A 26,327-nucleotide genomic window follows, 5' to 3' on the forward strand; every position below is an offset into this window, starting at 1 on the left:
CCACAAAAATAGCACCTGCCTGACAGAACAGCATGACCAGTATTATTGGATAATTGATACTATTGCTAATCGTTCAGGTGCCCATAATATCCCGTTATATTATCATCTGGCCGGTAATATCGATTTAAAGAAATTACGCTCTGCTTTGCTGTATACCATGCAATGTTCCCCTGCTCTCCGCCAAAGAGTCACCATGACGGATGGGCAACTCTCTTTAACTCTCTCATCTGCAACCGAAGAAAACCTGCCCTTCGAATATATCGATCTGACTCATGCTACTGGCATCAATATTGAGATTTCATTGCGCAAAATCTTAAATGATATGGCATTCAAACCGATGTCATTGCAGGACAATCCACCGGTATGTTTTAAGTTGTTGAAAATAGCAGAGCATAAGCATTACCTTTTGTTAAATTTCCATCATGCATTTTGTGATGGAATGTCGATTGCTTATGTATTGCAACAATTATCCTCAGCTTATACGGATAATGCACCGAAAATTGCAGCAACTGTAGAAACAAGAGTTACCGTAATTAATCCGCGCATGTCGGACCAAACATTAAATTTTTGGACAGAAAAATTGCTCAACGTATTTTCTGTTGCCGGACAGCAAGATATTACATCAGGGGCTAATCTGCGGGTTCGTGGCCGACGCTACTCAATGCCGTTGTCTCCTCAATTAATTAACACGCTGTCCTGCGTGCAAAAGAAACACACGGTGACTTTGGAACATATCGTGATTGGGGCATTTCTGATGACCATCAGATCATTACTCAATAAAGACGAATTGATCCTGGGTATCCCTTGTGCCAATCGTGTTTCTCCTGTGCCATTCGATGGTGTCGGCAGCTTTGCTACAACGTTGCTACTGCCCTATGTTACTGCGGAAACCTCATTAATTAACGTATCCAAGTATGTCCGTGATTTCCTGATGGATGCAAATGCCCATTCAAATATCTCGCTGGCGTATCTGAAACAACACCTTCACCACCACCACAGCATACAGTTACCGGAAATCTCTTATTACTTCTCTTCTCAAATAGGATTCTCCACCGGTTTATATCTTGGGGAAACCCATTGCACAAAAGAGAAAATCAAGGGACTCAAGCCTAAAGGGGATATCGCGCTCGAACTGGTAAATTCACCAACCGGGATGGGCCTGGAGTGGCTCTACGACGATGATATTTTCTCTGAAGATATCATCAGCGACATGGGGCTGTTTTTGCTTGATTTATTAGATTGCATGGGCGTTGAGCATAACTTAATGCCTGACGATACGGAACGATAACAACAACTAAAATGGATGCTGATTGTGCTGGTTAAAAAAAAGAAATGGGTAGTTACCACTATCATCATGATCGTTTTTCTTGCCGTGATTTATAACAAATTCAATCGGAAAGAAACGCCTGCGGTCATAACAGAACAAATCATCACCGGAACGCTGGGCGATGTTATCACGATAGTAGACGCTGCCGGTGTTATACAACCAACCCGCCAGGTTAACGTTGGTAGCCAAATCTCAGGCCAATTAAACCAATTGCATGTTGAGGTCGGGGATGTTGTCGAAGCAGGTAAGCTGGTTGCCAGCATTGATGACACTTTTTATCGCACCAAAGTTGAAGCAAGCCACGCACGACTGGAAAAATTACGTGCCATTCTGAAGGAAGAACGATACACCTATGAACTTCTGTCCATCACGGAAAAACGCCAGAGGCAGCTTAACCTGCGCTCCGCAACCAGTCAGCAATTGCTGGATGAAGCCACCTTCGGCGTGAAGAAAAGTCAGGCAAGAATTGAAAGCCTCAACGCTGATATCAGGCAAAATGAACATATTTTGCGTAATGAAGAAGTCAGCCTCAGTTATACCCAAATCTATTCACCTATTGCCGGCGTAGTGACCGCAATCCATGTTGATCCAGGGCAAACCCTGAATGTTAATCAACAAACACCGGTTCTCATGCAGATTGCCGATCTCAAGAATATGACTGTTTATGCAAAAGTTTCCGAAGCAGATATTAACCAAATCGTCCTGGGGCAAAAGGCCTCCTTTAGGACCTATGGGGCAAATCAGCATATATGGCACGGTAATGTTAAGAAGATTATGTATAAACCTGACTTAATTAATAATGCAGTTTATTATACCGTTCTGTTTGACGTTCCTAATGATAATTTCCTGCTGAAACCCAGTATGAGTGCTGATGTCACTATTGTGACGCACGAAAGCACCGGGGTAGTGACCATCCCCAGTGATGTACTGAATAATAAGCGGCATCAACCTTTGGATAATAATCTAACCGCCTACTTTTTACGTGAGATGAAAGATGGAAATATCGTAGTAAGAAAATTACTTGTCAGGCATAACGACGGCATTCGCTCAGTCGTTACCAGCGGATTGCAGAATAACGAACAAATCGTTGTGCTTGCCAAACAAGATAATGCCGGGGGTAAAAATGATAACACTCAATAATATCTGCAAAACCTACGGTAATAAGAGTAAAAAACATCTTGCCCTGAAAAATATTTGCTTAACAATCGGCCAGAATGACTATGTTGCTATTCTTGGGCGCTCAGGCTCAGGGAAAAGTACCTTATTGAATATCATAGGGCTTTTAGATATCGCCAGTGCAGGAGAATATATTATTAACGACCTCAAGGTTACTCAGCAAAAGATTCACTCACTAGCGCTCTTACGGCGGAAATATTTTGGTTTTATCTTTCAAAACTATAACCTGCTCGATAACTACCGCATTGATGAAAATATCCTGATGCCCATGTACTATTTAAAAAGAAACTTCGATTATGACAGAGAACACTTCAATTACTTAATAGATCGCCTCCATCTTAATCCATTATTAGCTAAATACCCACGTCACCTCTCTGGGGGAGAACAACAACGCGTTGCTGTAGCCCGCGCATTAATCAACAATCCGAAATTTATTATTGCCGATGAGCCTACCGGTGCGTTGGATACTACCAATGCGGCCAATCTCATGCAGCTTTTTACCGAATTACATCATAGTGGATGTAGCATCATCCTGGTGACGCATGATCAAGTTGTCGCCGGATATGCAAAACGCAGGCTGTACCTGGATAATGGTTCTTTGGTGACTCAATAGGCATGAGTAAAATATCCTTAACGTTTAATATTTATTCTACTGTTATCCTGTTCAATCTCAAGATGGCAGCACGTTCCCTTACCGCACATAAAACACGGGTCTTCCTGACTTTGTTATGTATTGCTGTCGGGGTAACCTCAATTGTGATTATGCAAGCAGTCGGATCAGCAACTCAGGATCATATTGTCAAAATGGTCTCCTCAATGGGGAGTAATATCATTTCAGTGAAATACAAAGGACAGGAAAACGGCGCTTTCGATTCCCATCACGATTATCTGACACAAGCAGATATAACGTCACTTTCAGGCAATCCACATATCAGCCACAGCACCCTTTTTTCCACTGCTACAGGAACGATAGTTTCTCCACAAGGCACTGCCGATGCTCAATTAACCGGTGCCAATGCGAATATAGCGGTTATCCGTAATCTAGTGATTGAACAAGGACGTTTTTATACACCGCAAGAAGACGCTGCCCTGGCAAATGTCGTTGTTTTAGGTGCCTCTCTGGCCGAACGACTCTTTCCGCAAAAGGAAACTGCATCTGAACAGAGTATCAAGATCAACGACATCTCCATGCGGGTTATTGGTATCTTGGCACAGAAAGGCGAAAGCATGGATGCAGGGGTCGATGATACTGCGTTTTTACCAAGAAATAGTTACCTGGTGCGACTGTTCGGCAATACACCTCCCAGTGGCATGGTGTTGAAAGCCAAAGATGCCGCCCATGTCGAACTGGTTAAACACGCCGTTGAGGAACGGTTGTCACGGTTTAAACGTCAACAAAGCTATGAGATACGTAGTACCACAGAGTTGTTAAAAACACTCAATGAAACTCAATCACAAATTAACCTTTTCCTGTTGGCAATTTCATCAGTAACACTCTTTGTTGCCGGTGTCAGTGTCATGAATACCATTCTGATCAGTGTCAGAGAACGTAAACGGGAGATTGGTATACGGCTTGCCGTAGGCGCAAGTTATTCCGATATTTTTTATCAGTTTCTTACCGAAGCATTTTTAATTTCATTATTGGGTGCGTTATTGGGATTATTATTCTCATTTATCGGTTTCAGAATATTATCGTTATTTGATATTGCTGTTGGTTCCTCTTTTTATTCCTTTTTATTGGCTTCCCTCTCGGCATGCTTCATCACAATGGTGTTTGGTGTATATCCATCACATCGCGCAGCAACATCCGCACCGATCGAAGGGATCAGGGAATTATAGTTTGTTTTGTTTAATGCAACTTTGGAGACACAATGAAAAATCAGCTTTTGTATGAAATTCTACACCGGGAAATCATGGCTCTTCACCCAGAAGTTGAGGAAATACCGGCAGATGAAAATCTTTTTGATATCGGTTTCGACTCGATAAAAATGCTGATGCTGGTTGATCGGCTAAAGTATGCAGGGTATCCAGTCAAATTTGCGGATTTGGTCCGGTGGCCGACAATAAATGACTGGGTCAATCTGATGGCAAAAGATTAATGTCGCGATCTGCTGTTTCATGATGAGTGGTGGCTGATCCATGCAGCAAGATCTGCAATCACCTGCTCTGAGATCTGCCCTGGTTGCAGATAATCCTCTCCACCAGCATATCCTGTCGTGGGCAACAAAATATGATTTAATCCCGTATAGAGTTTGAACGTCACCTGTTTATTGCCTTTCAATGCGGTTTTCCACATGGCGAAGTCAATATCATACGGAACCTGAAAATCCTGATCGCCTTGAGCGAAGAATAGAGGCATTGCGGACAAGCCGGTTAAACAGGTAAATGCGTGGTAATCCTTAAGCTGCTTGAGATAGCTATCCGGCACTGCAAGGAAATCTGCGAGGGATGTGGTGTTTTTCCCGCTGGTATCTGAGCTGGCGGTACATTCCGGGGACAAATCGACATCTTGTAACTGGGATAAAATCACCTGAAGTAAACTACGAAAAGGCGTAGCCAGCATCGCAATGCCGATAATATTTCTGCCTGATTTTTGCCGCAAATTCTTTGCAATTAGCGGGCTAACATATCCGCCGAAACTATGCCCGACAAGAAATACGGGCACATTATAGAATTCAGCATGTTCTATCAGACCAGCTAAAATATTGCAGGCATCATCAATAACCTCTGTGTTGAGATCGATAGCCTCAGAGTCGGTATTCCCCTGACAGGCGCGATAGTAGCGTTTGTCAAAACGCACACTGGCGATACCATGTTGGCTTAATTCATGTGCCAGCATGCGAAACAGTGGATTAGGCCCAACATCATAATCCATCGAATGTGGGCCAGAACCCGCAACCAATAGTACAAGCGCTGTAGTATTTTGGGAGGATGGCAGGCACACCAGACCGTCAGGAACATCTTCAAGACCAAACTCCCTTAGTGTTTTTTCGGTGAAAACACCTGATTTTTCATGCGCATCAGGTAGTGGGCACGGAGCCAGCATAAGCGAACTAATTAGCTGATCTTTCAGCCCAATATAAAGGTTGAGTTTTCCATTCAAGGTATTTAGTCGCAGACGGCAAGCATCTTGCTGCCGGGAGATAATATCAATATCTGAATTACACAAACTGTCTGCCAACGCAGTTAAGGCCAGATCATCAGCCGCCATACTCAATGGCTCACTCATCAATTCCCTAGCCTTTTCCCACTGCTCGTCAAACAACGCAGTTATTAATACCTGTATTTCCCCATCCAATGAGGCAATTAAACGCTTAACAAGCATGTCTTTTCTCAGTTTCCGGCGGCCACAACCGTAGTACCAGAGATCTCTCCTGCATGACCGATATAAGGGAAATCTGCTAATCGATCGGCTGCTGACTCAAACAGTTCGCAGAAGGCGCTTTAGCTTCCTACTTCCCAAGCAAAGCCCTAATTACGATAAGTACGTTAACGGGTCCTCATCCGATGCCAACGCCAGTGTGTTGATCACCTTAAGCATATACACGACAAATTTTTCAGAAAAACCATCACCAAAACAATTTTCATCTGCGGTGACATCAACAGATAACTTATATCCTTGTCGTTCATTGATGACTTCAACCCTGATGGGCAAACTGGTGTGATCCCGCATATCCTCCTCATCATCAACCATTCCACTCTCCAACAACTCATTGAGTCGGTGAAAATGAACATAACTGAAAGCCGCCTCAAAAGGAGATCCACCAATTATCTTTTGTACCTCAGAATACGGAAAGCGACGATAATGCAATATTTGACTTTCAACATCGAAAGCTTGTCTGGCAAGGGCGTGCCAATCTTGTGCTATAGTCAAATCTAACGTTAATGGTACATGGTTAAGAAAAAGTCCTAATGTCAAATCAGCTCCCAAGGCTTCTGGCCGACCATTGACAGACATACCGACAATCGGTGTTCTATCTGATAACTGGTTGGCTACCGTGACAAAAAAAGCTGTGAAAAATATGCTCTTAAGCGGTATACCCCATTGTGAAGATTTATCATGCAGTAATCCGGCGGTATCGGCAGGAACTGAAGCCGAAACTTTACAGTAATGAGCGGTTGGATTCGCTCTTTTTTTCCCTCGTCCATGATATCGACTGAAATAAACTCTGGCACTTTCATCCTGAATAACTTCTCTTTCCAGCCGGACAAATACCTCTGGAGAAACCGGTTTTTCCAGCAATATTGAAGTACCCTCCAACCTGGCTTTATAGAGCTGTAGCAATTCAAATATGAAAACAGATTCACTCCAGCCATCCAATATTGCGTGATGAAATGAATAGGAAAGTTTAAACTTACGATCATCCAGTACCGCAGCATGTACCCTCATCAATGGAGCAATTTCCGGGTCAAATTGTTCACTTAACTGCTTAACAACCTTTTCATGCAATAATTGAATATCCTCTTGTTCCTTGCCAGCATAGCTTTCTATCTTGAGCGGCAAAGAGGGTAAAGATTCTACAAGCTGCATCGGTTCTGAAAAAGTCGCAAGATCAAAGCGTATACGTAAAGAAGGATGTCTGAAAGCTAGCTCCTGAAGCACATCGCGAAAAATATGCTCATTGAGAGGCAAATTGATATGTCGTGAAATCACATCCAAGTAAATAGTTTTACTACTCAGCAAACCTTCAAATAACATACCCAACTGTAACCTTGTCGCAGGGTATGCCGCTTCAATTCCCAAAGGTAATAGTTGCTGATCTGCATGGCTAATCAGGCTACTATTTACTGTCTCTATTTTATTTCCTTCAGATAAGTTATCAGGTGTTAATCCTTGACACACTTCCCGCAACGTAGGCGATTTGAATAACCTGGCAAGATCGATCATTAGACCTTTTTTTTCTGCCTCTGCAATAATCTGTATGGCTAATAATGAATCCCCGCCAAGAGCAAAAAAATCTGCTTCAGGGCTAACTTTGAAAGGACCAAGGATGTTGCTCCAGATTTTCGCAAGCAAAACCTCAGCAGGCGTCAATTCATCCTGGATTACAGAGGTGTCTGCTCTTTTTTCATTCTCCCAACTCGCCAGTTTTTTGCGGTCTGTTTTACCACTTGAGGTAAGTGGAAGCTGGCTATGAATGATAAATCTATTGGGGCACATATATTCAGGGAGTTTATCTTTAATGTGCCGAGTAAGGATATCGTCCGTTAATACCGTGTCAATATTAACGGTAAGATGTGCAATAAGCTGTGCTGACTGCCCTTCCTTTTGATCACTGAGCACAACGCACACTGAACTCACCATTGGATACGATTCGATAATCTTTTCAATCTCAGCCAGTTCAACCCTGTGCCCTCTCACTTTAACTTGATCATCAAAACGTCCAATAAATTCAATAAGCCCCTCTTCTGACAACTGCCCTATATCACCTGTGGCAAACATACGGGCACCACGCAGATGAGAGAAGGGGTCTGGAATAAAATGTAAGCTGGTTAATCCGGGTTTATTTATATATCCCCGGGCCAAAGAGAGACCACCAATATATATTTCTCCATATTCACCCGGTTCAACCTGACGAAGGGCCGGGTCCAACAGATATAATTTCGCACCTTCAATGGCATTTCCCAATGGCAGCCGGGAGGCTTCCGCTCCAACATTAATCATGGGATAGCTGCTAACCAGCGTCGTACCTTCCGTCGGACCATAAACATTATTGAAAAGAAATACTTTCCTATCTGTCAATTTGCGTGAAATATACTTCCGGGCATGTCTGGCTGACATTGCATCACCGCCAACAATCAACTGACGGACATTGTCAAGCGACTCTGGTCGGTGATCAACCAGCACATGGAATAGTGCCGGCGTTAAAAGCAGTGTCGAAATCTTTTGATCAATGAGACACTTTGGTAATTCATCAAGCGCCTGATAGGAAGGAGAAGCTAAAACAAGTCTTGCGCCGTTCACCAATGCAGACCATATCTCAAAAGCCGAAGCATCGAAGGCCATAGGAGCCAACTGGAGTACTGTTTCCTCCGGTCCGAAATGTACATAATCTTGTCTAGGGCTAACTAAATTAACTGCTCCCTCATGGGAAACCGCTACCCCTTTCGGTTTCCCTGTACTGCCAGACGTGTAAATCACGTAAGCAAGATTATGAGGTTGTAGTTCAGGCAGAGAGGCAGATAGCACTCCCCCCTCCTCATCAATAAACATACTGAGAGAGGTATCAAAAGGCAAAGCCGCCTCAGCTGATTGATTTACCAAAACCAAAACAGCTCCAGCATCCTCTATCATATAACTCAATCGTTCTGATGGATAATCAGGTGGCAAAGGAAGGTAGGCCGCCCCAGCTTTAAGTATACCCAGCATTGAGATAATCATTTCCGGAGAACGTTCCAGATAAATACCCACAACATCTTCTGTTTTTACCCCTGCGCTGATGAGCCGTTGGGCTAATCGGGTTGACCTTTGTTGCAATTCAGAATAAGTCAGATTCAAACAATTGAATGTCACAGCAATATGATTGGGATAATTATTAGCAGCTTCTTCGAACTGTAAATGTAAGAGTTGATGTTCTTGATTCAAGAGATTCATCATTATTTTCCTTGCAACGATATTGCTGGCGTAAATCTTACCGGCAACGAGTGGAAACCTGACAGAAATGTTGAATAAATTGGCAAGGGTGTACTAACCAGAACAATATCCTGTACCTGTTCAACTAGAGCATTAAGTAATGCAGCTATTTCTATGCGTGCAAGTACGGCACCAAGACAAAAATGCGCACCATAGGCAAAAGAAAAGTGACGATTTTCTGCGCGGGAAAGATCCAACACCCCAGGATTATGAAAAACTGATTCGTCGAAATTAGCAGATTTGATCCATACAGTGACAATTTCCCCTGCTTTGATATGAATACCACCCAGTTCTGTATCACGAGTTGCAGTACGTCCACTATGCAAAGCTGGTGTTGTCCAGCGAAGCAATTCCTCAACCGCTTTACCTGTCTCTACGTTTCCTTGCCGTAATTGATGCCAGCTTTCAGGATGTTCTGAAAATGCTTTGATGATACCAATCATAGTTAAGCGAGTGGTTTCATCTCCACCAAGCAACAGGCTATAACAATTAAAAATAAGTTCCTCTTGTGTCAACGCAATATCACTATAACTCATCGCAATTAAGTTACTGACAAGATCTTCGCCAGGCGCTTCAAGCTTTCGTTTCTGAACTAATTTAAAGAAATACATCAACACGCGATTACGGGCAATACGGGCATCAACGTCCTCCGCATCCTGCAAATTTGAGGCAAGCGCTGAACTGGAATCAGTGAACAGTTTCTCACGATCATCTTCTGGTATTTGAAGAATATCGCAAATTGCAGATAAAGGGATCTTGGGTGCCACATCAATAGCAAAATCAAAAATTCCATTACGAACAGCCCGTCCGATCAGTTCATGCATCGCTGTCTTTATTTTTTCCTGCAATGATTCGAGATTTTTGGGGCTGAAAGAGCGTAACAATACCTTACGAATCTCCCGATGCCTCTCTCCATCAGATACAGCAAGCATTTTCCCTCCCGCAGAATCTCCCCCACGCAAAAGTGTCGCCAAAACATTTCCCTGGGTCGAGCTGTAAACTTCACTGTCACGATAGACTTGTGAAGCATATTGGTGACTACTCACCACCCAGAATCCAGGCTGACCATTAACCTCAGGATGCCAGGCAACGGGCGTTTCTTTTCTTAATGTCGTCCATAACGCATTAATGTCCGGACGCAGATGCGTACTGGGATCAGTTAAATCAATATTATTTAGTATTAATAGATTAGTCTCACGGTATCTCATAATGCCCCCAACTGGTGAGCATCTAGCTCAACAATGTTATCGTTATCTGGGAATCGAACCTGGTAACGCAAAGTTCGACCAACGAGATGATAAATATTCAAAAATTCGTTATAGTCGGGAACATGACCCAAGATGATATTAATCTCATTGGTTTGTGTTCCCCCAGGCAAACGGCTTCCCGGCCAGATATAGGAACGATAAAAAGATATAGCAGGGATCTCATTAAGCTCCTGTTCTCCTGTAATAGTTACTATTTCACAGGGTTGGGTCGGAGCAATATGAGATATATTGAAGAAAATATCATTCGATAAATAATTCTGAGGAAGCTTCACGGGTTGCCCCATCGCTATACGGGCAGCAACAGCGAACAAACTGATATTAAAACTCATTTTTGCCATTTCATTGATGCCTCCCCCCACTCGCCCATTGATTTCAATTATCCGTGGGCCATTTTCAGTGAGTTTTATTTCTGTGTGAATCAGTCCACTCATAATGCCTAAAGCCTGTAATGAACGTGTTGTCAGATGGTAAATTTCATCCTGTTCATCACGGCCTAAAGTTGAAGGCCAGAAGTGACCATATTCCCTGAATGGGTGACTTAAAGGCATTTTTCCAGTAATTGCGATATGTTCGACAACACCATTTATGACAGCACTCTCGACAGAGACATAATCTCCGAATGGAGCCGTCACTTTACCCACCAGAAATTCTTCCAGTAATAACGCTCCGTTTGCCTCAAAACCAAGTTTTTCTTGAGCAAATAATTCCTCAACAATGCTTTTACCTGTGCATACATCTTCAATAAAAAACGTATTTACGCTCCCTCCACCATAAGAAGGCTTCAATACAGCGGGCAGCCCAACAGCATTCACAGCCTTTTCCCAATCATCAGTTCGGTTAATAAGGTGAAAACGTATTGATTCTATGCCAGCATTGGAGAATACTTTACGTTGGGTAAATTTATCTGTGAGTTGTGTTACCGTAGAAATGCTATGAAAAAGTAAGTTAAGTTTTTCTGCTAAAAACGCAGTCAAACGTAATGCCCTTTCGCTAAAAGTCACAATCCCAACTGGTTGGTATTTAGCTAATTCTTCTGCTGCCACTTCAGCTAAAGTTCCATCAATAACAATGCCAAATCTTTCAAGTAATGGCCGTCGGTAACGTGCATATTCACTGTTCTGAATAACAAATATCAGTGATGCAACGCCCTTAAGTTCAGCGACAATATCATTCGGCGCAGCGGCACCTTCATCATAAACAACAACGAGTGAGCCAGTCTTTTTTTTCAAACTATCCTCACGTAAAGAAACTGGCCGCATATCTTTCCAGACTTGCTCTACCCATTCGGCACACTCTCGTCGTGTACCTCGAAATCCTGCTTCATTCCAACCTGCCCCAAACGGCCAATCAGAACGAATACATGAATATTGCCCTTCTTCATTTATCAGAACAATGAATTCGAAAGAGTCATCATTTTCTAATTCAGGCTGATTGCTATTTATTTTATTTCTAATTTTCTGGTTGGAATTAACTTTATTGGCTTTATTTTTCATCGGTAATTTTTCTCCTATTATCGTTTTCTGAGAGTGCTGTATTAATGGCGTGGCAGACTCCCTGAAGATTTTCCCGATAATAAAAATGTCCACCGTGAAGCAATACAGCTTTAAAATAACTTTGCGTAAATTGTGCCCAAGCTAATAAATGTGCCTCTGTTACCCAAAGATCGGTATGACCACCATCCGCCATCGAATAGGCATTGCCGCCTCCAAAGGGAGCAATGACGACCGTAGGTTGTTCGTGACCAGATTCCAGGGAGTAATATTGCCATAATCCCGGAGCTAGCCTTCTTCTCATTCTCTTCCCTCCTCACTACTATGAAGAAAAAAAGGGGTAGTCCAGTGAGCGTCAATCCATTCCAGACACTCTTTTTTTGAACCCTTAACTTCCATCGCGTACCAACCATCCGGCAGTGTTCTGGATATTGACCAGACAGAAAATATATTCTGCCTATTCTGGACAACCATACGGGTCATACCAATTCCCTCCGCCTTTGAATGGTTACAATATGGTCAGCTTTAGCGAGAAGATACGCATTATGTGAAACGACAATCCACAGACCAGGCCAGCATTCAGGTAAGGTGGACCACAATCGACGGGTTGTATCCACATCCAATGACGAATCACAGTTATCAACAACATAAACCTCTGCGGGACGGCATAGCATTCGGGCCAACGCCAAACGCTGACACTGACCACCAGATAATTGCCCAGCACTGCCGGAATTAATGATGGTATCAAGACCTTCAGGCAATTCATGTGAGCCAGGAGTCAAGCCTACAGCCTCTAAAGCCTGAACCATGACTTCGTCATTAATATCCGTATCGCCCAATGAGAGGTTTTGTCTTACTGTTCCACCAAAAAACCCCGCTTTCTGTCTGGCATATCCGATACGTGGATTCCGCCACCAATTTTCATTCCCCAACACTTCCCTGTTATTCCACAGTACACTGCCAGAACTGGATTTTTCCAAGCCAATTAAACAACGCAAAAAGGTGGTTTTACCCGAACCAATCTCACCGACGATTCCGACGATCTGATTAGTAGTCGCTTCAAACGAAACAGGGATCTGAGCATCCGAATATGCAAGATGATTAACACTCAGTTTATGAAGAGCCTCACCTTGCTCATATTCTTTCTCTTCACTTTTATCTGTCAAAAGCTGTCTGATGCGTTCATAACACACATCCGCATTTTTATAATTGGCAATCGCCCGGCCAAAGAAAAATATCTGTTCACTGATCCAGCCTATATATGTCAAAAATAATGCCAGATCGCCTATGGTAAAACTGCCATCAACAATTCGTTTACTCACGACTAATAAAACGACCGATGTCCCAAATATGACGATATTTCTAAATAAACCAGAAAGAAGGTCAGTAAATACCTGGTGTCTGGCTTGAATAGCCCGGCGAATGACAAATTTCTGCGACAGTCTCTCAATCTGTCCCGCAATTTTGTTGCTAAGGCGCAGGTCGCGTATACCTGTTAAAATGTCAGTAATTTTACCCGCTATATCTCCCTGTGATTGACGCTTGCTCTCCTGTAAATCACCCACTCTGCGTTTAAGTATCGTCCCAATCCAGAGGCCCGCAACCATAGGCATAAGCGCAAGCGTAGTTATTATGTCGGTATTGATAAGTACAGCCAATGCGATGATTAAAAGTAATGTTCGGTAGAGAAAATCAGAGGTCCAGCTCAGAAATTCCGCAATTTCATCACTATCATCACGAATGCGGTTCAGAATATCGCCTTGTGAAAAAGATCGTTTCTGATTGTGGGAACCATGACTGACTCCCCATAAAATGCTCTCTTTCAGATGAGCACTTACCTTAAAGATCAGCGTGAAGTCTAGGTTCAGCCCCAGCAGGAGAATCAACGAACGCAAGACCATTGCAGCAATCGCAAATGTAAGCAACCACCAGACGGCAGGGTTAGCCGGTTCATTTATCGCTCTGTCCAGCAACTTGCTGATTAACCAACCAACCAACAAAGGCAGGCCATGTATAAGCGTCCACACAGCCATTGTAATGAAATAGACAGGGGCAAATTTCCTTACCAGTCCGAGCAGAGCCGGTAACATTTTAGGTTTAGCCGATACACTGGATATAGTCATACAATAAGTCCATGATTGTTCGTTAATGTTGCGATTTCTGACCCTGTGATTCTCTGTTGGACCCGCCCGTCATTGATAATGATAACTTCATCAACGGCTGCAAGCGTATGAAGGCGATGTGCGACCATTACTACGGTACGGTTGCGGCTTAATTTTTCGAGCAATTTCAGCCAGCTCTCTTCTGTCCGGGGATCAAGCTGAGATGTTCCCTCATCAATAATCACCAGGGGGCAGTGCTGTAGCATCACTCTGGCACCTGCTATCATTTGAATTTGCCCTTCTGACATTATCCAGCCATTAGCTCCGACTTGTGTATCAAGGCCATCAGGTAATACCCTGACCCATTCAAGCGCATCTAATTCCTGGAGAACATCCCAAATCTGAGCGTCAGATATTTCATCACTGAACAGCGTTAAATTTTCCCGCAGCGTTGCGGAAAATAAATGTGATCGCTGACTAAGGACAGAAACCTTTTTTGCAAACTCTTCAGGTTTAATTGTTGAGACATCAATATTCCCAATGGTTACTCTTCCTAAGGCGGGTCGCGCAAATCCACATATCAAATTAAGAATGGTACTTTTTCCCGCTCCCGTTCTACCGATAATGCCAATTTTACTACCCGGAGCGACATAAAAATTAACACCATGCAAAACCTGTATTTCTTCCCCGTGATAACTGAAATCAACGTTATCGAAATGAATAGAAAGGGGACCATCAGGCAACAGATTATCTGATGATTTACCTGAGTTACCTTCATTTAACGTTTTTGCCGCAAGTGACAAAGCAGCAAATAATTTCTGGATTTGATCCACCTCTGACGACATGTCCTCCATCGGCTCCCGAAGCCTGTCAACATAGAGGTAAACCATGGTTAACGTACCGATGCTTAAACTGTCCTGACCAAGCAACTGAAGCCCGAAACCAAAACCAATACCGAAACACAATGCGAAGAAGAGTTGAGTAATTGGCCAAAAAGCTCTGCCGCCAATATAAGCACTGCGTTCAAGTTTGAGCAATATTGACAGCATCTTACGAAGTGCAATGGAAGGCCAACGCGCCTTTGACAACGGTTGTAAATCATCCATTGCATGTAGTGAATCACCAATGAAACCAAAGATACGAGCTTTTTCAGTTCGCGCAATTAACCAGCGGCGAACAGCAAGTTTGGTCAATTTAGTCAACACATATGCCACCAATATTACAACAACAGCCATTGAAATACCTGCCTGGGGCATGACGCTGAATATAATTATCAATGTACCGAGTGCCAGCGCTAAATTACCAATCGCCTTGAAGCCTGCTTTGGAAATTGTTTTTCCTATAATGTCAGCGTTACCTTCGACATTTTCCAGTAACTCTCCCCGCGATCTTCGTTCTATTTCCAATACCGGTAAAACCGTTATTACATGATGAAAGAGCTTGTATCTAATGTTATCTGCAATACCCCAACCTGCCCGGGTACTCATATAACTCATGACCAAACTACCAATGACACCAAGCAAGGCGATAAAAATATAAATTATTGCCAACACGATAAGCTGATCAGCAATGGTTCCTGATGTCGCCCTATCGACGTAATCCCTTATAATATAAGGACCACCCAAATCGCATAACAATGTAACAATTAAGGCCAGAAAAGCACATATAACCGTTCCCTTAAATGGTATGGCACTATGCAACAGTATCTGCCATGCAGTTAAATTCTTTGACATGATCTTTTCCATCTTTGGGTTATAACTCCTCAGAATTCGTCAATATCAGTTCACGTTTATAAGCTAAAACTAATGCATCAATACGCTCTCTTGTAAAAACCTCTCCGGCAAATTGAGAGCGAATCTCCATACACCCATCGTTAACATAAATGTTGTAGCAAAGCAGATAGGCCAAAGGAGAACCAGCCGTCTTCCATTGACCGGTATTACTGGTAGTCACATTGATAATTGTTGTATTTTCCTCATGCTGGCTATTGAGAAATGATAATTCACCTTCGAAGTCAAAACGGAGTTGCGGTCGCTGAATTGAACATAACTTATCAGAGATATCAGTATTAGCTGACAGATAGCGCAGCACCTCATAACCAAAGCCCCGCACCGGGATCTCTGCCAATCTTTTCGCAATTTCTCTGGTATGTTCATCAAAGTCACGTCCTTTTGAGAATGGCAATTTAAAAGGATAAGAACTGGTAAACCATCCAACGGTATTGCCCAGTTCAATATCCTCAAATATATCTTCCCGACCATGCCCACCCAGTTCAATTAGAATGTCATCCTGTTCCGCAGGTAACCACCATTCAATAACCCTGGCGAGTAACGCTAAAAGACGAATGGCGGGATGTTGGTCTTTCCCATTCACATGAAGGAATGCTTTTGTCCAGTTACTATCAAATATCGTCGTGACTTCAACCATATTTTCTTCCTCACAGGGAGTGTTGACCTCAATAAGGTGTTGAACATGGTTAAAGTCTTGAGATAACCAATATTGACACCCCAGACTTTCAGGATCATTCTGCACCAATTGATGTAATCTGCGTGCCCACTTGAAGTAAGGAGTTGTGACTTCACCGGGTAGAGTCTTACGGTCAAGTAAATGGGTAAAGTCCACCGTAAGTATTTCCCATGAATAGGGATCGACAACCAGATGGTGTACGATCAAGAGAAGTTGATCAAAAGCACCGGCAGGCATCCGGTATAAATGGGCTCGCGCTATTGGTCCGTTGACAACATCCAGGCTTTCATGGCCTGCATTCGCCAGCTTATTGAGTGTCTCTGAAAGCTCCCCAGACGAAAGCATCTGGAGGTCATACTCCACTATATGAATTTTGTTTTCCGTTAAGATGCCTTGCCATTTACCCCTTCTAGTTGATATGAATCCCGCACCAAGTACCGGATGGCGGGTTTGTAGTTGGGCTAATGCACTCTCTGCTTCTGCAAGGGTAATTTGCCTGCCAAATGTAAACAGCACACCATGATTATAGTGGTTGTAATTTGGGATACTCCGCTCAAAAAATGCAAGTTGCGCAGGCGTTAACGGCGCTAAGTCGTTTAACTCAATAGGTTCTGATGCTATCTCTGATAATGCTTCTCTCCATGCAGAAAGGAAGCGATCTATCTCCCCTGGAATATGTCTGCCGGGTACATATTCTATCGTCAATATCAGCCGGCGATTGACAATGCCGGCATTAATTTCCCATTCTAGCGGGCGATGACTTAGTGCCGCCCGCCGTAAGCCAATATCTTCCTCAATGGCAAAATAACTCTCAATGTTATCATCTTCAGTGATTCGCCCAAGATAGTTGAAACTTATCTGCGGAGCTTTTTGAATACAATGAGTTTGGTTGAGATAAGCCGATATCTGTGGATTTGATTCGATAATCACCTTGGTAACATCGGCTATTGTGATGTCATCACTGACAGGAAGTTCAAGCGGGCCAAATGTCGTAAACCAGCCAATTGTTCTGGATACATCCGCGATCCCTTCAGCCTCTTCCCGTCCATGACTTTCAAACTCAATGAGCAGGTAGCCCTCCCCATACTTAGAAGCGACAACTTTAGCCACACCTGACAGTAAGGCTGCTGGCATACCTCTATTAGACATATGAGCAGCACATGACACAATGCGCTGTGTTTCCTCTTCAGACAATATAAGTTCGTTTACCGCACGTTTGCCATAGAGATTAGCGATTGAGCTATTAACCGTAATCACATGAATGCCTTCTGATGATATCAGAGGAATAACCGTTTTGACTGTTTGCTGATGTTGACGCTGAGACCACCGTAAATATTGTATTGTTTTAGACGGTAATGAAGGTTTAATCTCCTGGATATATGAGAGATAAACACGTTCCAAATCTTCCAGTAATATCTGCCATGAAAACTGATCAACAATAAGGTGATGCAATGTTAATAACAGTTGGTTTTCATTGAGCAATACCGCGCGTATGAGAGGACCACCCTCCAATGAAAGTGAAGCATGCGCTTTATTTGCTATTGACTCTATCGAAGATGAAAGATCGTGTTGCCATAAAATATTCTCTCTGACAGAACCAATACATTGAACCCGCTCACCATTCTCAAACGGGAAATAAACCCGCAGTTGATCATGATGTTCCATAATGGTGTTGAGCGCCAGAGATAAAATATGTGCGTCCAAACGGGTTTTAGCTTTGAGTACATAAGATTGGTTCCAGTGATGTGGCGCCGCAAATTGTTGAGCAAAGAACCACCGCTGAATAGGTGTCAACGGGCCACGAACTAAATCCGGTTCAGCAATCATCACTGTTCTCTTCTTATCAAGAACATTAACCAAAGCTTGGATAGTGGGATATTCAAATAAATGCCTTGGCCTGAGCATAATTCCCATTGAGCTAGCTTCGTGTGCTAACCGGATGCCTAAGATAGAGTCTCCACCCAAGGCAAAAAAATCATCGGCTATACCTACCCGTGGTAATTTAAGATACTTACACCATAACTTACATAATATCTCCTCTGTTTCATTACGTGGCGAAATATAGTTATCCTCTTCCTGGGGAACATTTGCCAATGCTCTAAGCTGCTTGCGATCTATCTTGCCATTTTGATTGCAAGGTAATGCCGTCAAGATCTCATACCTAGCAGGGATCATAAATGCAGGAAGTTCCCCGGCCAGAAAGAGCTTCAGTTTATCGGCTATCAGGTTCGCTCCCAGTACTGGGGTAACGAAAGCAACCAACCGCTCAAATCCGTCAGTATTAACTAATTCAACGGCACACATTGCCACATCGGATCTGCTGGCTAGCAAAGATTCAATCTCACCTAACTCAACTCTTCTTCCACGAATCTTTACTTGATTATCTGTGCGGCCCAGACATTCCAATGTGCCATCAAGACGCCAGCGACCACGATCACCCGTCCGGTACATTCTTGAACCTAGTTGCTGATGATAAGGATCAGGGATGAAAGCTGCGGCGGTAAGGCCGGGTTCCCCAATATAACCCCGGCCAACATTAGAACCGCCAATGTAAATTTCACCGGCAATCATGGGTGGAAGCAATTGTAAATCATCATCCAATACATAAATCATGACATTCGGCAACGGCGAACCGACGGGACAAAAAAGCCCATCAAGATTGTTACTCACAATGCCCTGAGTGACATCATCAGTACACTCTGCCGGTCCATAAGCATTCAGTAATGTTATATCCGGTAAACACCTATTCCATCTACGGGCTAAATCAGTGCTGAGTACTTCTCCCGTGGCAATTAATCCACGCAAATAGCGCTGGATAAGAGGTTTTAGCTGCGGTTCTGATTCGACAATATCGATAATGATTGAAATTAACGAAGGCACAAGTTCAATGTACTCAAACCGCTGGGTAATGATTCTGTCAATCAATACCACAGGATCTTTCACAATATTGTCTGGTACAACGCATAAAGTCGCGCCGGCAGTCAGGCCAGCAAACATTTGCCATACAGATATATCAAATGAAACCGGTGCAGTCTGTGGAATAGGTACACCAACCCGCAGATTACAGTTTTGCACTCTAAACGACAGTAAACTCAAAAACGAATGGTGTTCTATTCCAACCCCCTTTGGATTACCCGTCGATCCAGAAGTAAATATTATATAAGCCAGATCATCAGACTCCGGAATACAGCGCATAAGTTGCTGTATGGAATAAGTGTCTATTGCTGAATGATGCCATTCTTGCTTCAAAATAAGCCCAGAGAAAGAAATATTAATTAATTCACTCAACTCTTCTGGCTCATCAGAAATAAATACCTTTGCATATTTCAGCATCTGCTTTTTTCTGGTTGACGGTAACGCAGGGTCAACAGGAAGATAGGCGGCACCGGAAAATAATATGCCAGTGGCAACAATAATAAACCCCATGTTTCGGGGTGCAGAAATCGCTATAACATCGTTGGGATTAACATTCAACCCTTTCAATTTCAACGCTATTGATACCGAGATATTAACCATCTCCCGGTAATTAACAGTATCATTATCATCCCAAATGGCTAATGCGTCCGGCTCCTTATGAGCAATGTGCAAAACACGTTCAAGAAATGACTTTTCTTTCACTGGTTTTGATGGAAAATTGAACTCTTCGAGCAACATTGATGAAAGATGTGCGTTAACCACAGATATATTGCAAACCTTGATATCCGGCTGATTAAATCCATTTTCTATAACTTCCGAGATCCCACTGAGTAAAATATCAAGAAAATAGCGAGTCATACCAGTAGCTTCAGCTCTAAGCTCACTGTCACCTATTTGCAGTACCAGCCCTTCGGCCTTAATTTGATTACCAATGACGACAATCGGATACCCATCCTGATATTTTTCAAGAATACCGCTTTCTACGGAATGATGTGAAAGAACCGCGCTACAATTTAGACGAACTTCATTCAGCCACTCACGAAATGTTGCCGTTGGAGGAACATGCAAGAGTACCGGTAACGATTTCCCATTAGCCAAATCCGTGTGAAATACGACTGATGATGTTATTCCAAATCGCCGTAACACAATAGCCATTGACGCCGCAAGCACTGCCCAGGAAAGCAATTCAGAATTAGATGTAACTTGTTTGAAATTCGCAGCAACCCTCTCTTTCAGTGGATAAACGACGTTAATTATTTGTTTTTCGCCATTCTGAAAAATCTCTGAGGTCGCCGCTGTCGCTGCTGCAATCTCAGTCATTTTTTCCAACCAAAACTCACGATCTCTCAAGTTCATCATATTTTGCTCAACAGGCCGCTTAAAAATTAAAATCGGGAATAGGTTCAGACTCATTGTCGGTATGATCAAAGAGTCCAAATATATCCATCTCCACACCTGACATACTGATCCGTTCAAGAGCGTGATTAAATTCATTCAACCAGTGGCTGGCTATTTCTGAGCCAAATAATGCGCTTGAATATTCCAATCTTAGCTGTAAATCTTCTCCATATTCAGTACAGGTAATATTAAGCGGATATTTGGCACCAACAGGATCAATATCCAGAAGCTCGACCTTTTGCTGCTCTTTCCCTAAATAATTAACTGGTAATACTGCGTTGTGATAATCAAACATAGTGATATCAAATGCAGATCCGCCAACCAATTTAAATATGCTATCAACAGGAAGTTCACAATGGGAAATTGCACTCAGCGAAGCTGACTTCACTTTATTCAATGCCATTAAAAAGGGCTGCTGAGGATGAATTTCTGATCGTATAATTGTCGTATTTACATAACATCCAATCGTGTTTTCGTCCTCTGGCAATCTGTTTGAAACCGGCATAGCAATGCATATATCTTTTACAGCCGTGATCTTCCATTGCAATGCAACCCAGACAGTGAGCATGATCATTTGTATTGTGACACGGTGTTCTTTCGCTATTTTTTTCAGTCCCACAACAACTTCAGGTGAAATATCTAAATGAATATTAGCTCCTTGCAATGCAACAACTTCCCCCTTAACCAAGTAATGACTACCCGGTAATTTGGCAACGGTTGCCCCCGAAAGATAATCTGTCCAAAAATCAATAAGTGCTTTTCCTTCAACACCCATGAGCATGTCACGCTGATAATGGCTGTAACTAATATAATCCCGTTCAGGAATAGCATGGCGACTATTGCTTAACGCAGCAAAAATAAGCCGCCATGACCAGCCATCAAAGAAAAGATGATGAAATGTCAACAATAGTATTTGTCGCAAGCCATCCTGAAACTTGACAGAGATAAGTTCAAAACGCACTGGTGGTATATCATAGGGAGAAAGCGGCTCTGCAACTTTAGCCCTGAGAATATCAATTAAGACAGGCATACCTGATGATAATGGGGTATCAGTCAAAGCAAACTCCTGTAGCACAAGTTTGACAGGTTGAGCAGGGAAGATAACCTGTATTACCTCCTCTTCTGCCTGTTGTAATGCGCAACGAAGCATAGGCTGATGTTCAACAATCTGGGAAAGCTGTTTTTCAACCCACTCAATATTAATTTCCACTTCACTGAACAATGCCACAGGAACATTATACGCGCCGGTTTCTCCGGCAAGTTCAATAGCTGCCCATATGGATTGCTGCTGCCCAGTCAGGCTACCTTGGTCAATACTTGACTTATTTGTTTCAGGAACCCGTTTTTCAAAGGGTATAGCTGCTTTAGCCAGGTCACAAAACGCTTCCAGACTTGTAGATTCAAGTAAATCCATTAATTCAAGTTCAATTCCCAACGCCTTATTGATCCTGACAATCAATTGAGCGCCATTAAGTGAGTTACCACCAATATCAAAAAAATCATCAGCCAATGTGACAGCAGGTTCTTTTAATATTTTGCGGATCAGCTCTAACAGAGTATCCTCTACCGAAAGTGTATTGTTGACAATCTCACTCTGGGCGGCAGGTTGCTCTTTTACTCTTTCAACTGTTTTTGGCCAACATGCCTCTGCGGCAAAAGGCGAGATAGGAAGCTCGATACGTTTAGGTAACCGATAACCAAATCCATTTTCCCAACAGAGATCAATACCGCTCTCAAAAATCCTCCCAAGCACTACCAATAGAGAACAATCCACCGATAATGTGTTCATACCGATATTTCTGATAATCTCCGACAATTCACTCGCTGCGGAAAAATCTATAAAGCATATATCCCTGTTTTCTTCATAAACTTTTTTTAGTCGCTCAGGATCAAGTGTAATAGAAACCTCCACCTTCACCTCAAATAATGCCGTGACAAAATCAACCTCTCCATTGGCAACTTGCGCAGCCAATTTACCTATTCCATGCCCTAATATAATGTCAGTAGTGAGTCCGAATGAGGAAAACAAAGCATAATGAGCAACTAACCATGTCAGATAACGTTGTGGTAGTGTAAGCTCCTTGCCCTGAATCACACTCTTTGCCTGATGAATAACAGCCGAAAAAGCGGGAAAAGCCCTCATTCTCTCTGAAATTAAATGGCTATCAACCTCACAAATATCACCGAATATAAGCCCATACTTGGGTTTATCCACCGCACTATTCACCTTCACCGTTTTTCTGATGAGTGCATCTGAGAGATCTCCCAGCGATTCAGCCACGTAGCTCCAACGGCAGTCCATATGTTCTCTACCCAACATCAACACATTAGCAATATCTGCCAACGAATACTGATGTGACATCAACGCCGTAGATAATGAATTCAGGTACTGTGAAAGACAGGCTTTATTGCTGGCAGACACGACAATAAGTCGCTCTGTTTCTTCCGAGCACTCTGTAATAGCGGTAATTTCAGGTTCCTGAATGACAAAATGCACATTCGTGCCACTGAGACCAAATCCGCTTAAACCGGCTACACGTATTCCATCAACGGCTGACAACCACGGCTGATTTGAATCAGATATTTTTACAGGCGCGTCCTCTGTTAATGCCAATAATGGGTTCGGTATATTGAAGTGTACCGTCGGAAAAATAGTTTTTGCCCGAAACTGAGCAATGATACGCATCAATCCGGCAAAACCTGCCATACCACTAAGATGACCAAAATTCCCTTTCACAGAGGAGATTAAACATGGTTTTTCCTCGCGCGGCGTTGATTCGAAAGCCTTAATTAATCCATCTAATTCAATAGGATCGCCTATTTTAGTCCCGGTACCGTGAGCTTCTATATACCCAATGTCATTACCGGTGATATTCGCCCGTTCCCATGCAGAGACAATAACTTGAGTTTGTGCCTGGCTACTGGGTGCCGTTATGCCATTACTTCTCCCACCATCATGATTGGTTGCGCTGCCACGAATAACCGCATGAATGATGTCTTTATCTCTGGTCGCGTCACTCAACCTTTTGAGCAAAACGAAACCACCTCCTTCGCCAAAACCAGCCCCATCAGAGGCTGCATCAAAAGGACGGCAACGATCAGTTGATGATTCAACACCAAGCCCTTGGTTGTCTCCCTTTATTTTCTGAGGAAGCGGGCCCAAAATCAGTTCACAGCCACCCGTCAACGCAACATCACACTCTTCTGTCAGCAACATCTTGCAAGCTTCGTGTAAAGCAACCAAGAAAGAAGAACAACCTGTATCAATTGATTGAGCAGGACCATGCAAGTTTAACAGATAAGAGATACGCCCCGCAGCAAGCGCATGTAAACTGCCAATGAATGCTAATGGATTAGCCTGATCTCTATCGGTAAGCAGTTGATAAAGATCCGGTCCAAGCCCACCATGTGCAGCGACCAGTACCCCAACCGACTTTCCTGATAAATCGTCAGGTTTATAGCCCGCATGACCAATCGCTTCGATTGCAAGTTGCAGTGTAAGGCGTTGTCTCGGATCAATTAATTCAGCCTCACGGCGTGAAAGATTAAAATAACGATAATCAAAACCAGAAATATCCTCAAGCCATCCCCCCTCCTTCTCATTACCATTCAGAGATATTCCAGTTGCAGATGCCCTTTTTGTAGAGAATGGACGGACACAATCTGAACCTTGAGCCAGTAATCGTTCCAATTCATCCCATGTTGAACAGAGCGGAAGACGAAAAGAGACACCCACTACAGCAATCATATCCTTATCATATAACTTCATAATTGCACCACCTTAGTAGACTTAAGGGTGATATTCGAAGCATCAATATATGCAGCTAACGCCGAGATCGAAGGATAACTAAATAATATCGCTATCGTGAGTTGCGGATAATGACGTCGCAACTTTCCAAAAACAGCTAATGACTTAAATGAATCCCCACCTAATTCCATAAATTTAGCATTGATATCGATATCCTTAAGTCCCAATATTTCACGCCATATTTCAGTAATTAATTTTTCGGTGGCTGTATGGGGCTGATTCACTACCAGTGCAGACCTTTCGCATTCTGCTTTTTCTGTCATGCTTTTCAGCATAACCATGTCAACCTTGCCGTTAACCGTGACAGGGATCTCATCAACCCGGTATATTTTTGAAGGTATGTGACTAGCGGGAAGTACTGTCTGTAATCGTTGCATCAAGGCAGTAATATCCACCGTGCCTACAATACAAGCAACTAATTCTATGGAATAACGAGTATTGTTCGTAATACTAATAACAAATGCCTGCGCTACATCTGGATCAGCAAGAAGGGCATTTTCTATTTCCAACGGATCAATTCTGTATCCCCTTACTTTTAATTGGCGATCCTCACGCCCCCAAAAAAGGTATTCTCCATGAGGAGTTTCTTTCGCTAAATCCCCACTGGCAAAGAATCTTTCACCTGCAATGCTGATAAAACGCTTATTCGTCAATTCGTCATCACCAAAATAGCCTCTGGCTAATGATCGTCCACCGATATAAAGCTCTGCTGTTTCACCTACCCTGACAGGTTTGCCAGCCTTATCCAATAATCTTATCTCCACACCGCTGAGAGGGCTCCCCAGCGGGATAATTTCCCTGCCAGCATCCTCTTCAGAGATCTTATGCATTAACACACCTATCGTCGTTTCCGAAGGGCCATAATGATTAAAAACAGTAAGATCAGGACGGCGTTGTATAATGGCCCCGGCAAGACGGGGAGGAAAAATCTCTCCACCAAGGATAAGCACCTTTTCAGGTAATAACTCTGAGAGATCAATTTGAGTAGCAAGAACCTCCAATTGGGAAGGCGTACATTTAAGCAATCCGATTGAAAATTCCCTTATCGTCGCAGCAAAAGCTTTTGCATCTAAAACCACTTCATGGGAAATGATCTGGAGCGTACGGCCAGATAAAAGAGCACCAAAAATACTGGTATTTCCAAGATCAGAAGCAAAAGTTGTCGTACAGGCAAGACTATTCGGCAATGGTCCTATACGCTCAACAAAAGCAGTAAAATAGTTAAGGACAGAATAGTGTTCTATAGCAACAACTTTAGGCGTACCAGTTGAACCAGAAGTAAAAACCAAATAAGCGATATCACCTGGCGATCTTCCTACAACCGGGTTGTATTGCCCGTATCGAGTTGCTGTTTTCTCAACATTCAACTTAACAAACTCGCCAATGCGGTTTTCATTCTTATTATCAGTCACTACCAGATCCGCATGAGCAATAGACAAAAGAGCTTCAACTCTATTCTCAGGTTCATACTCATTAATATGTACATAGACGGCACCGATGGACCAACATGCCAGCGCAACAACAATCCCCAAAGGAGAGCGCGCTAATAAGGTAGCAACGATATTCCCTTGACCAATCCCATTGGATCTCAACTGTTCTGCAACGGCACCTGCACGGCTTGCCAGTTCTTGATAGGTTAAGAACTGAGCATCTTGTCGCACTGCAATCATTGAACCTGACGTGATCACATGATGATTAAAAATATCTGCACAGGTTGTAGAAGAATCAATCACCACCATAAC

16 protein-coding genes are annotated in these 26,327 nt (G+C 43.0%); 5 read left to right on the forward strand and 11 right to left on the reverse strand.

The window, feature by feature from the left end:
• The 5 genes from LGZ99_RS07720 to LGZ99_RS07740 all read left to right on the forward strand — a co-directional run.
• Nucleotides 1–1,288: condensation domain-containing protein (locus LGZ99_RS07720; protein WP_262979006.1), on the forward strand; the 1,288-nt coding region annotated here is incomplete at its 5' end.
• A gap of 15 nt (nt 1,289–1,303) precedes the next feature.
• Complete coding sequence (locus tag LGZ99_RS07725) at nt 1,304–2,467, forward strand: efflux RND transporter periplasmic adaptor subunit (protein ID WP_262979007.1); 1,164 nt, start codon at nt 1,304–1,306, stop codon at nt 2,465–2,467.
• A complete protein-coding gene (locus tag LGZ99_RS07730; protein WP_021324459.1) occupies nt 2,451–3,116 on the forward strand; it encodes an ABC transporter ATP-binding protein in 666 nt (221 codons plus the stop codon). The genes LGZ99_RS07725 and LGZ99_RS07730 overlap by 17 nt, the downstream gene beginning before the upstream one ends.
• A gap of 2 nt (nt 3,117–3,118) precedes the next feature.
• Nucleotides 3,119–4,342, forward strand: coding sequence for an ABC transporter permease (locus LGZ99_RS07735; protein ID WP_036837974.1), 1,224 nt, complete (start codon nt 3,119–3,121; stop codon nt 4,340–4,342).
• 32 nt (nt 4,343–4,374) lie between these two features.
• Nucleotides 4,375–4,602, forward strand: a complete 228-nt coding sequence (locus LGZ99_RS07740; protein ID WP_021324461.1) for a phosphopantetheine-binding protein — start codon at nt 4,375–4,377, stop codon at nt 4,600–4,602.
• A 17-nt stretch (nt 4,603–4,619) separates the two neighbouring features.
• Here LGZ99_RS07740 and LGZ99_RS07745 read toward each other — a convergent pair whose 3' ends face one another.
• The 11 genes from LGZ99_RS07745 to LGZ99_RS07795 all read right to left on the reverse strand — a co-directional run bounded on the left by LGZ99_RS07745 (nt 4,620) and on the right by LGZ99_RS07795 (nt 26,324).
• Complete coding sequence (locus LGZ99_RS07745; protein WP_036837972.1) at nt 4,620–5,828, reverse strand: alpha/beta hydrolase; 1,209 nt, start codon at nt 5,826–5,828, stop codon at nt 4,620–4,622.
• A 150-nt stretch (nt 5,829–5,978) separates the two neighbouring features.
• Complete coding sequence (locus tag LGZ99_RS07750; RefSeq protein WP_036837970.1) at nt 5,979–9,098, reverse strand: non-ribosomal peptide synthetase; 3,120 nt, start codon at nt 9,096–9,098, stop codon at nt 5,979–5,981.
• Between the two features lie 2 nt (nt 9,099–9,100).
• Nucleotides 9,101–10,345 carry a cytochrome P450 gene (locus LGZ99_RS07755; protein WP_036837968.1) on the reverse strand — a complete coding sequence of 415 codons (1,245 nt, stop codon included), beginning with the start codon at nt 10,343–10,345 and terminating at the stop codon, nt 9,101–9,103.
• Nucleotides 10,342–11,898, reverse strand: a complete 1,557-nt coding sequence (locus LGZ99_RS07760; RefSeq protein ID WP_051769306.1) for an MbtH family NRPS accessory protein — start codon at nt 11,896–11,898, stop codon at nt 10,342–10,344. The genes LGZ99_RS07755 and LGZ99_RS07760 overlap by 4 nt, the downstream gene beginning before the upstream one ends.
• Entirely contained in the window at nt 11,888–12,199 is a 312-nt protein-coding gene (locus tag LGZ99_RS07765; RefSeq protein WP_021324465.1) for a hypothetical protein, read from the reverse strand. Before LGZ99_RS07765 ends, LGZ99_RS07760 begins: the two co-directional genes overlap by 11 nt.
• The gene (locus tag LGZ99_RS07770) at nt 12,196–12,378 is read right to left on the reverse strand and encodes an MbtH family NRPS accessory protein (protein WP_023045448.1); all 183 of its coding nucleotides are present in this window, start codon (nt 12,376–12,378) and stop codon (nt 12,196–12,198) included. The genes LGZ99_RS07765 and LGZ99_RS07770 overlap by 4 nt, the downstream gene beginning before the upstream one ends.
• The gene (locus tag LGZ99_RS07775; protein WP_023045449.1) at nt 12,375–14,018 is read right to left on the reverse strand and encodes an ATP-binding cassette domain-containing protein; all 1,644 of its coding nucleotides are present in this window, start codon (nt 14,016–14,018) and stop codon (nt 12,375–12,377) included. The genes LGZ99_RS07770 and LGZ99_RS07775 overlap by 4 nt, the downstream gene beginning before the upstream one ends.
• Entirely contained in the window at nt 14,015–15,730 is a 1,716-nt protein-coding gene (locus LGZ99_RS07780) for an ABC transporter ATP-binding protein (protein WP_235184714.1), read from the reverse strand. The genes LGZ99_RS07775 and LGZ99_RS07780 overlap by 4 nt, the downstream gene beginning before the upstream one ends.
• A gap of 19 nt (nt 15,731–15,749) precedes the next feature.
• On the reverse strand, nt 15,750–20,738 hold the full coding sequence (locus tag LGZ99_RS07785; RefSeq protein WP_160171152.1) for a non-ribosomal peptide synthetase: 4,989 nt from the start codon (nt 20,736–20,738) through the stop codon (nt 15,750–15,752).
• A gap of 19 nt (nt 20,739–20,757) precedes the next feature.
• Entirely contained in the window at nt 20,758–24,546 is a 3,789-nt protein-coding gene (locus LGZ99_RS07790) for a beta-ketoacyl synthase N-terminal-like domain-containing protein (RefSeq protein ID WP_036837959.1), read from the reverse strand.
• Nucleotides 24,543–26,324 (reverse strand): non-ribosomal peptide synthetase, encoded by a 1,782-nt coding sequence (locus LGZ99_RS07795; protein ID WP_051769303.1) that lies wholly within the window; start codon nt 26,322–26,324, stop codon nt 24,543–24,545. The genes LGZ99_RS07790 and LGZ99_RS07795 overlap by 4 nt, the downstream gene beginning before the upstream one ends.
• Nucleotides 26,325–26,327 lie beyond the last annotated feature (3 nt).

It is taken from the genome of Photorhabdus temperata (assembly GCF_025384845.1).
Taxonomy (GTDB): Bacteria; Pseudomonadota; Gammaproteobacteria; order Enterobacterales; family Enterobacteriaceae; genus Photorhabdus; species Photorhabdus temperata.

Excerpts from the sequence above, each read along its gene's own strand:
- LGZ99_RS07750 (WP_036837970.1), bottom strand. The coding sequence starts at position 9,098 with ATGAATCTCTTGAATCAAGAACATCAACTCTTACATTTACAGTTCGAA.
- LGZ99_RS07770 (WP_023045448.1), bottom strand. The coding sequence starts at position 12,378 with ATGACCCGTATGGTTGTCCAGAATAGGCAGAATATATTTTCTGTCTGG.
- LGZ99_RS07745 (WP_036837972.1), bottom strand. The coding sequence starts at position 5,828 with ATGCTTGTTAAGCGTTTAATTGCCTCATTGGATGGGGAAATACAGGTA.
- LGZ99_RS07785 (WP_160171152.1), bottom strand. The coding sequence starts at position 20,738 with ATGATGAACTTGAGAGATCGTGAGTTTTGGTTGGAAAAAATGACTGAG.
- LGZ99_RS07735 (WP_036837974.1), top strand. The coding sequence starts at position 3,119 with ATGAGTAAAATATCCTTAACGTTTAATATTTATTCTACTGTTATCCTG.
- LGZ99_RS07795 (WP_051769303.1), bottom strand. The coding sequence starts at position 26,324 with ATGGTGGTGATTGATTCTTCTACAACCTGTGCAGATATTTTTAATCAT.
- LGZ99_RS07775 (WP_023045449.1), bottom strand. The coding sequence starts at position 14,018 with ATGACTATATCCAGTGTATCGGCTAAACCTAAAATGTTACCGGCTCTG.
- LGZ99_RS07780 (WP_235184714.1), bottom strand. The coding sequence starts at position 15,730 with ATGTCAAAGAATTTAACTGCATGGCAGATACTGTTGCATAGTGCCATA.
- LGZ99_RS07790 (WP_036837959.1), bottom strand. The coding sequence starts at position 24,546 with ATGAAGTTATATGATAAGGATATGATTGCTGTAGTGGGTGTCTCTTTT.
- LGZ99_RS07740 (WP_021324461.1), top strand. The coding sequence starts at position 4,375 with ATGAAAAATCAGCTTTTGTATGAAATTCTACACCGGGAAATCATGGCT.
- LGZ99_RS07755 (WP_036837968.1), bottom strand. The coding sequence starts at position 10,345 with ATGAGATACCGTGAGACTAATCTATTAATACTAAATAATATTGATTTA.
- LGZ99_RS07725 (WP_262979007.1), top strand. The coding sequence starts at position 1,304 with ATGCTGATTGTGCTGGTTAAAAAAAAGAAATGGGTAGTTACCACTATC.
- LGZ99_RS07760 (WP_051769306.1), bottom strand. The coding sequence starts at position 11,898 with ATGAAAAATAAAGCCAATAAAGTTAATTCCAACCAGAAAATTAGAAAT.
- LGZ99_RS07765 (WP_021324465.1), bottom strand. The coding sequence starts at position 12,199 with ATGAGAAGAAGGCTAGCTCCGGGATTATGGCAATATTACTCCCTGGAA.
- LGZ99_RS07730 (WP_021324459.1), top strand. The coding sequence starts at position 2,451 with ATGATAACACTCAATAATATCTGCAAAACCTACGGTAATAAGAGTAAA.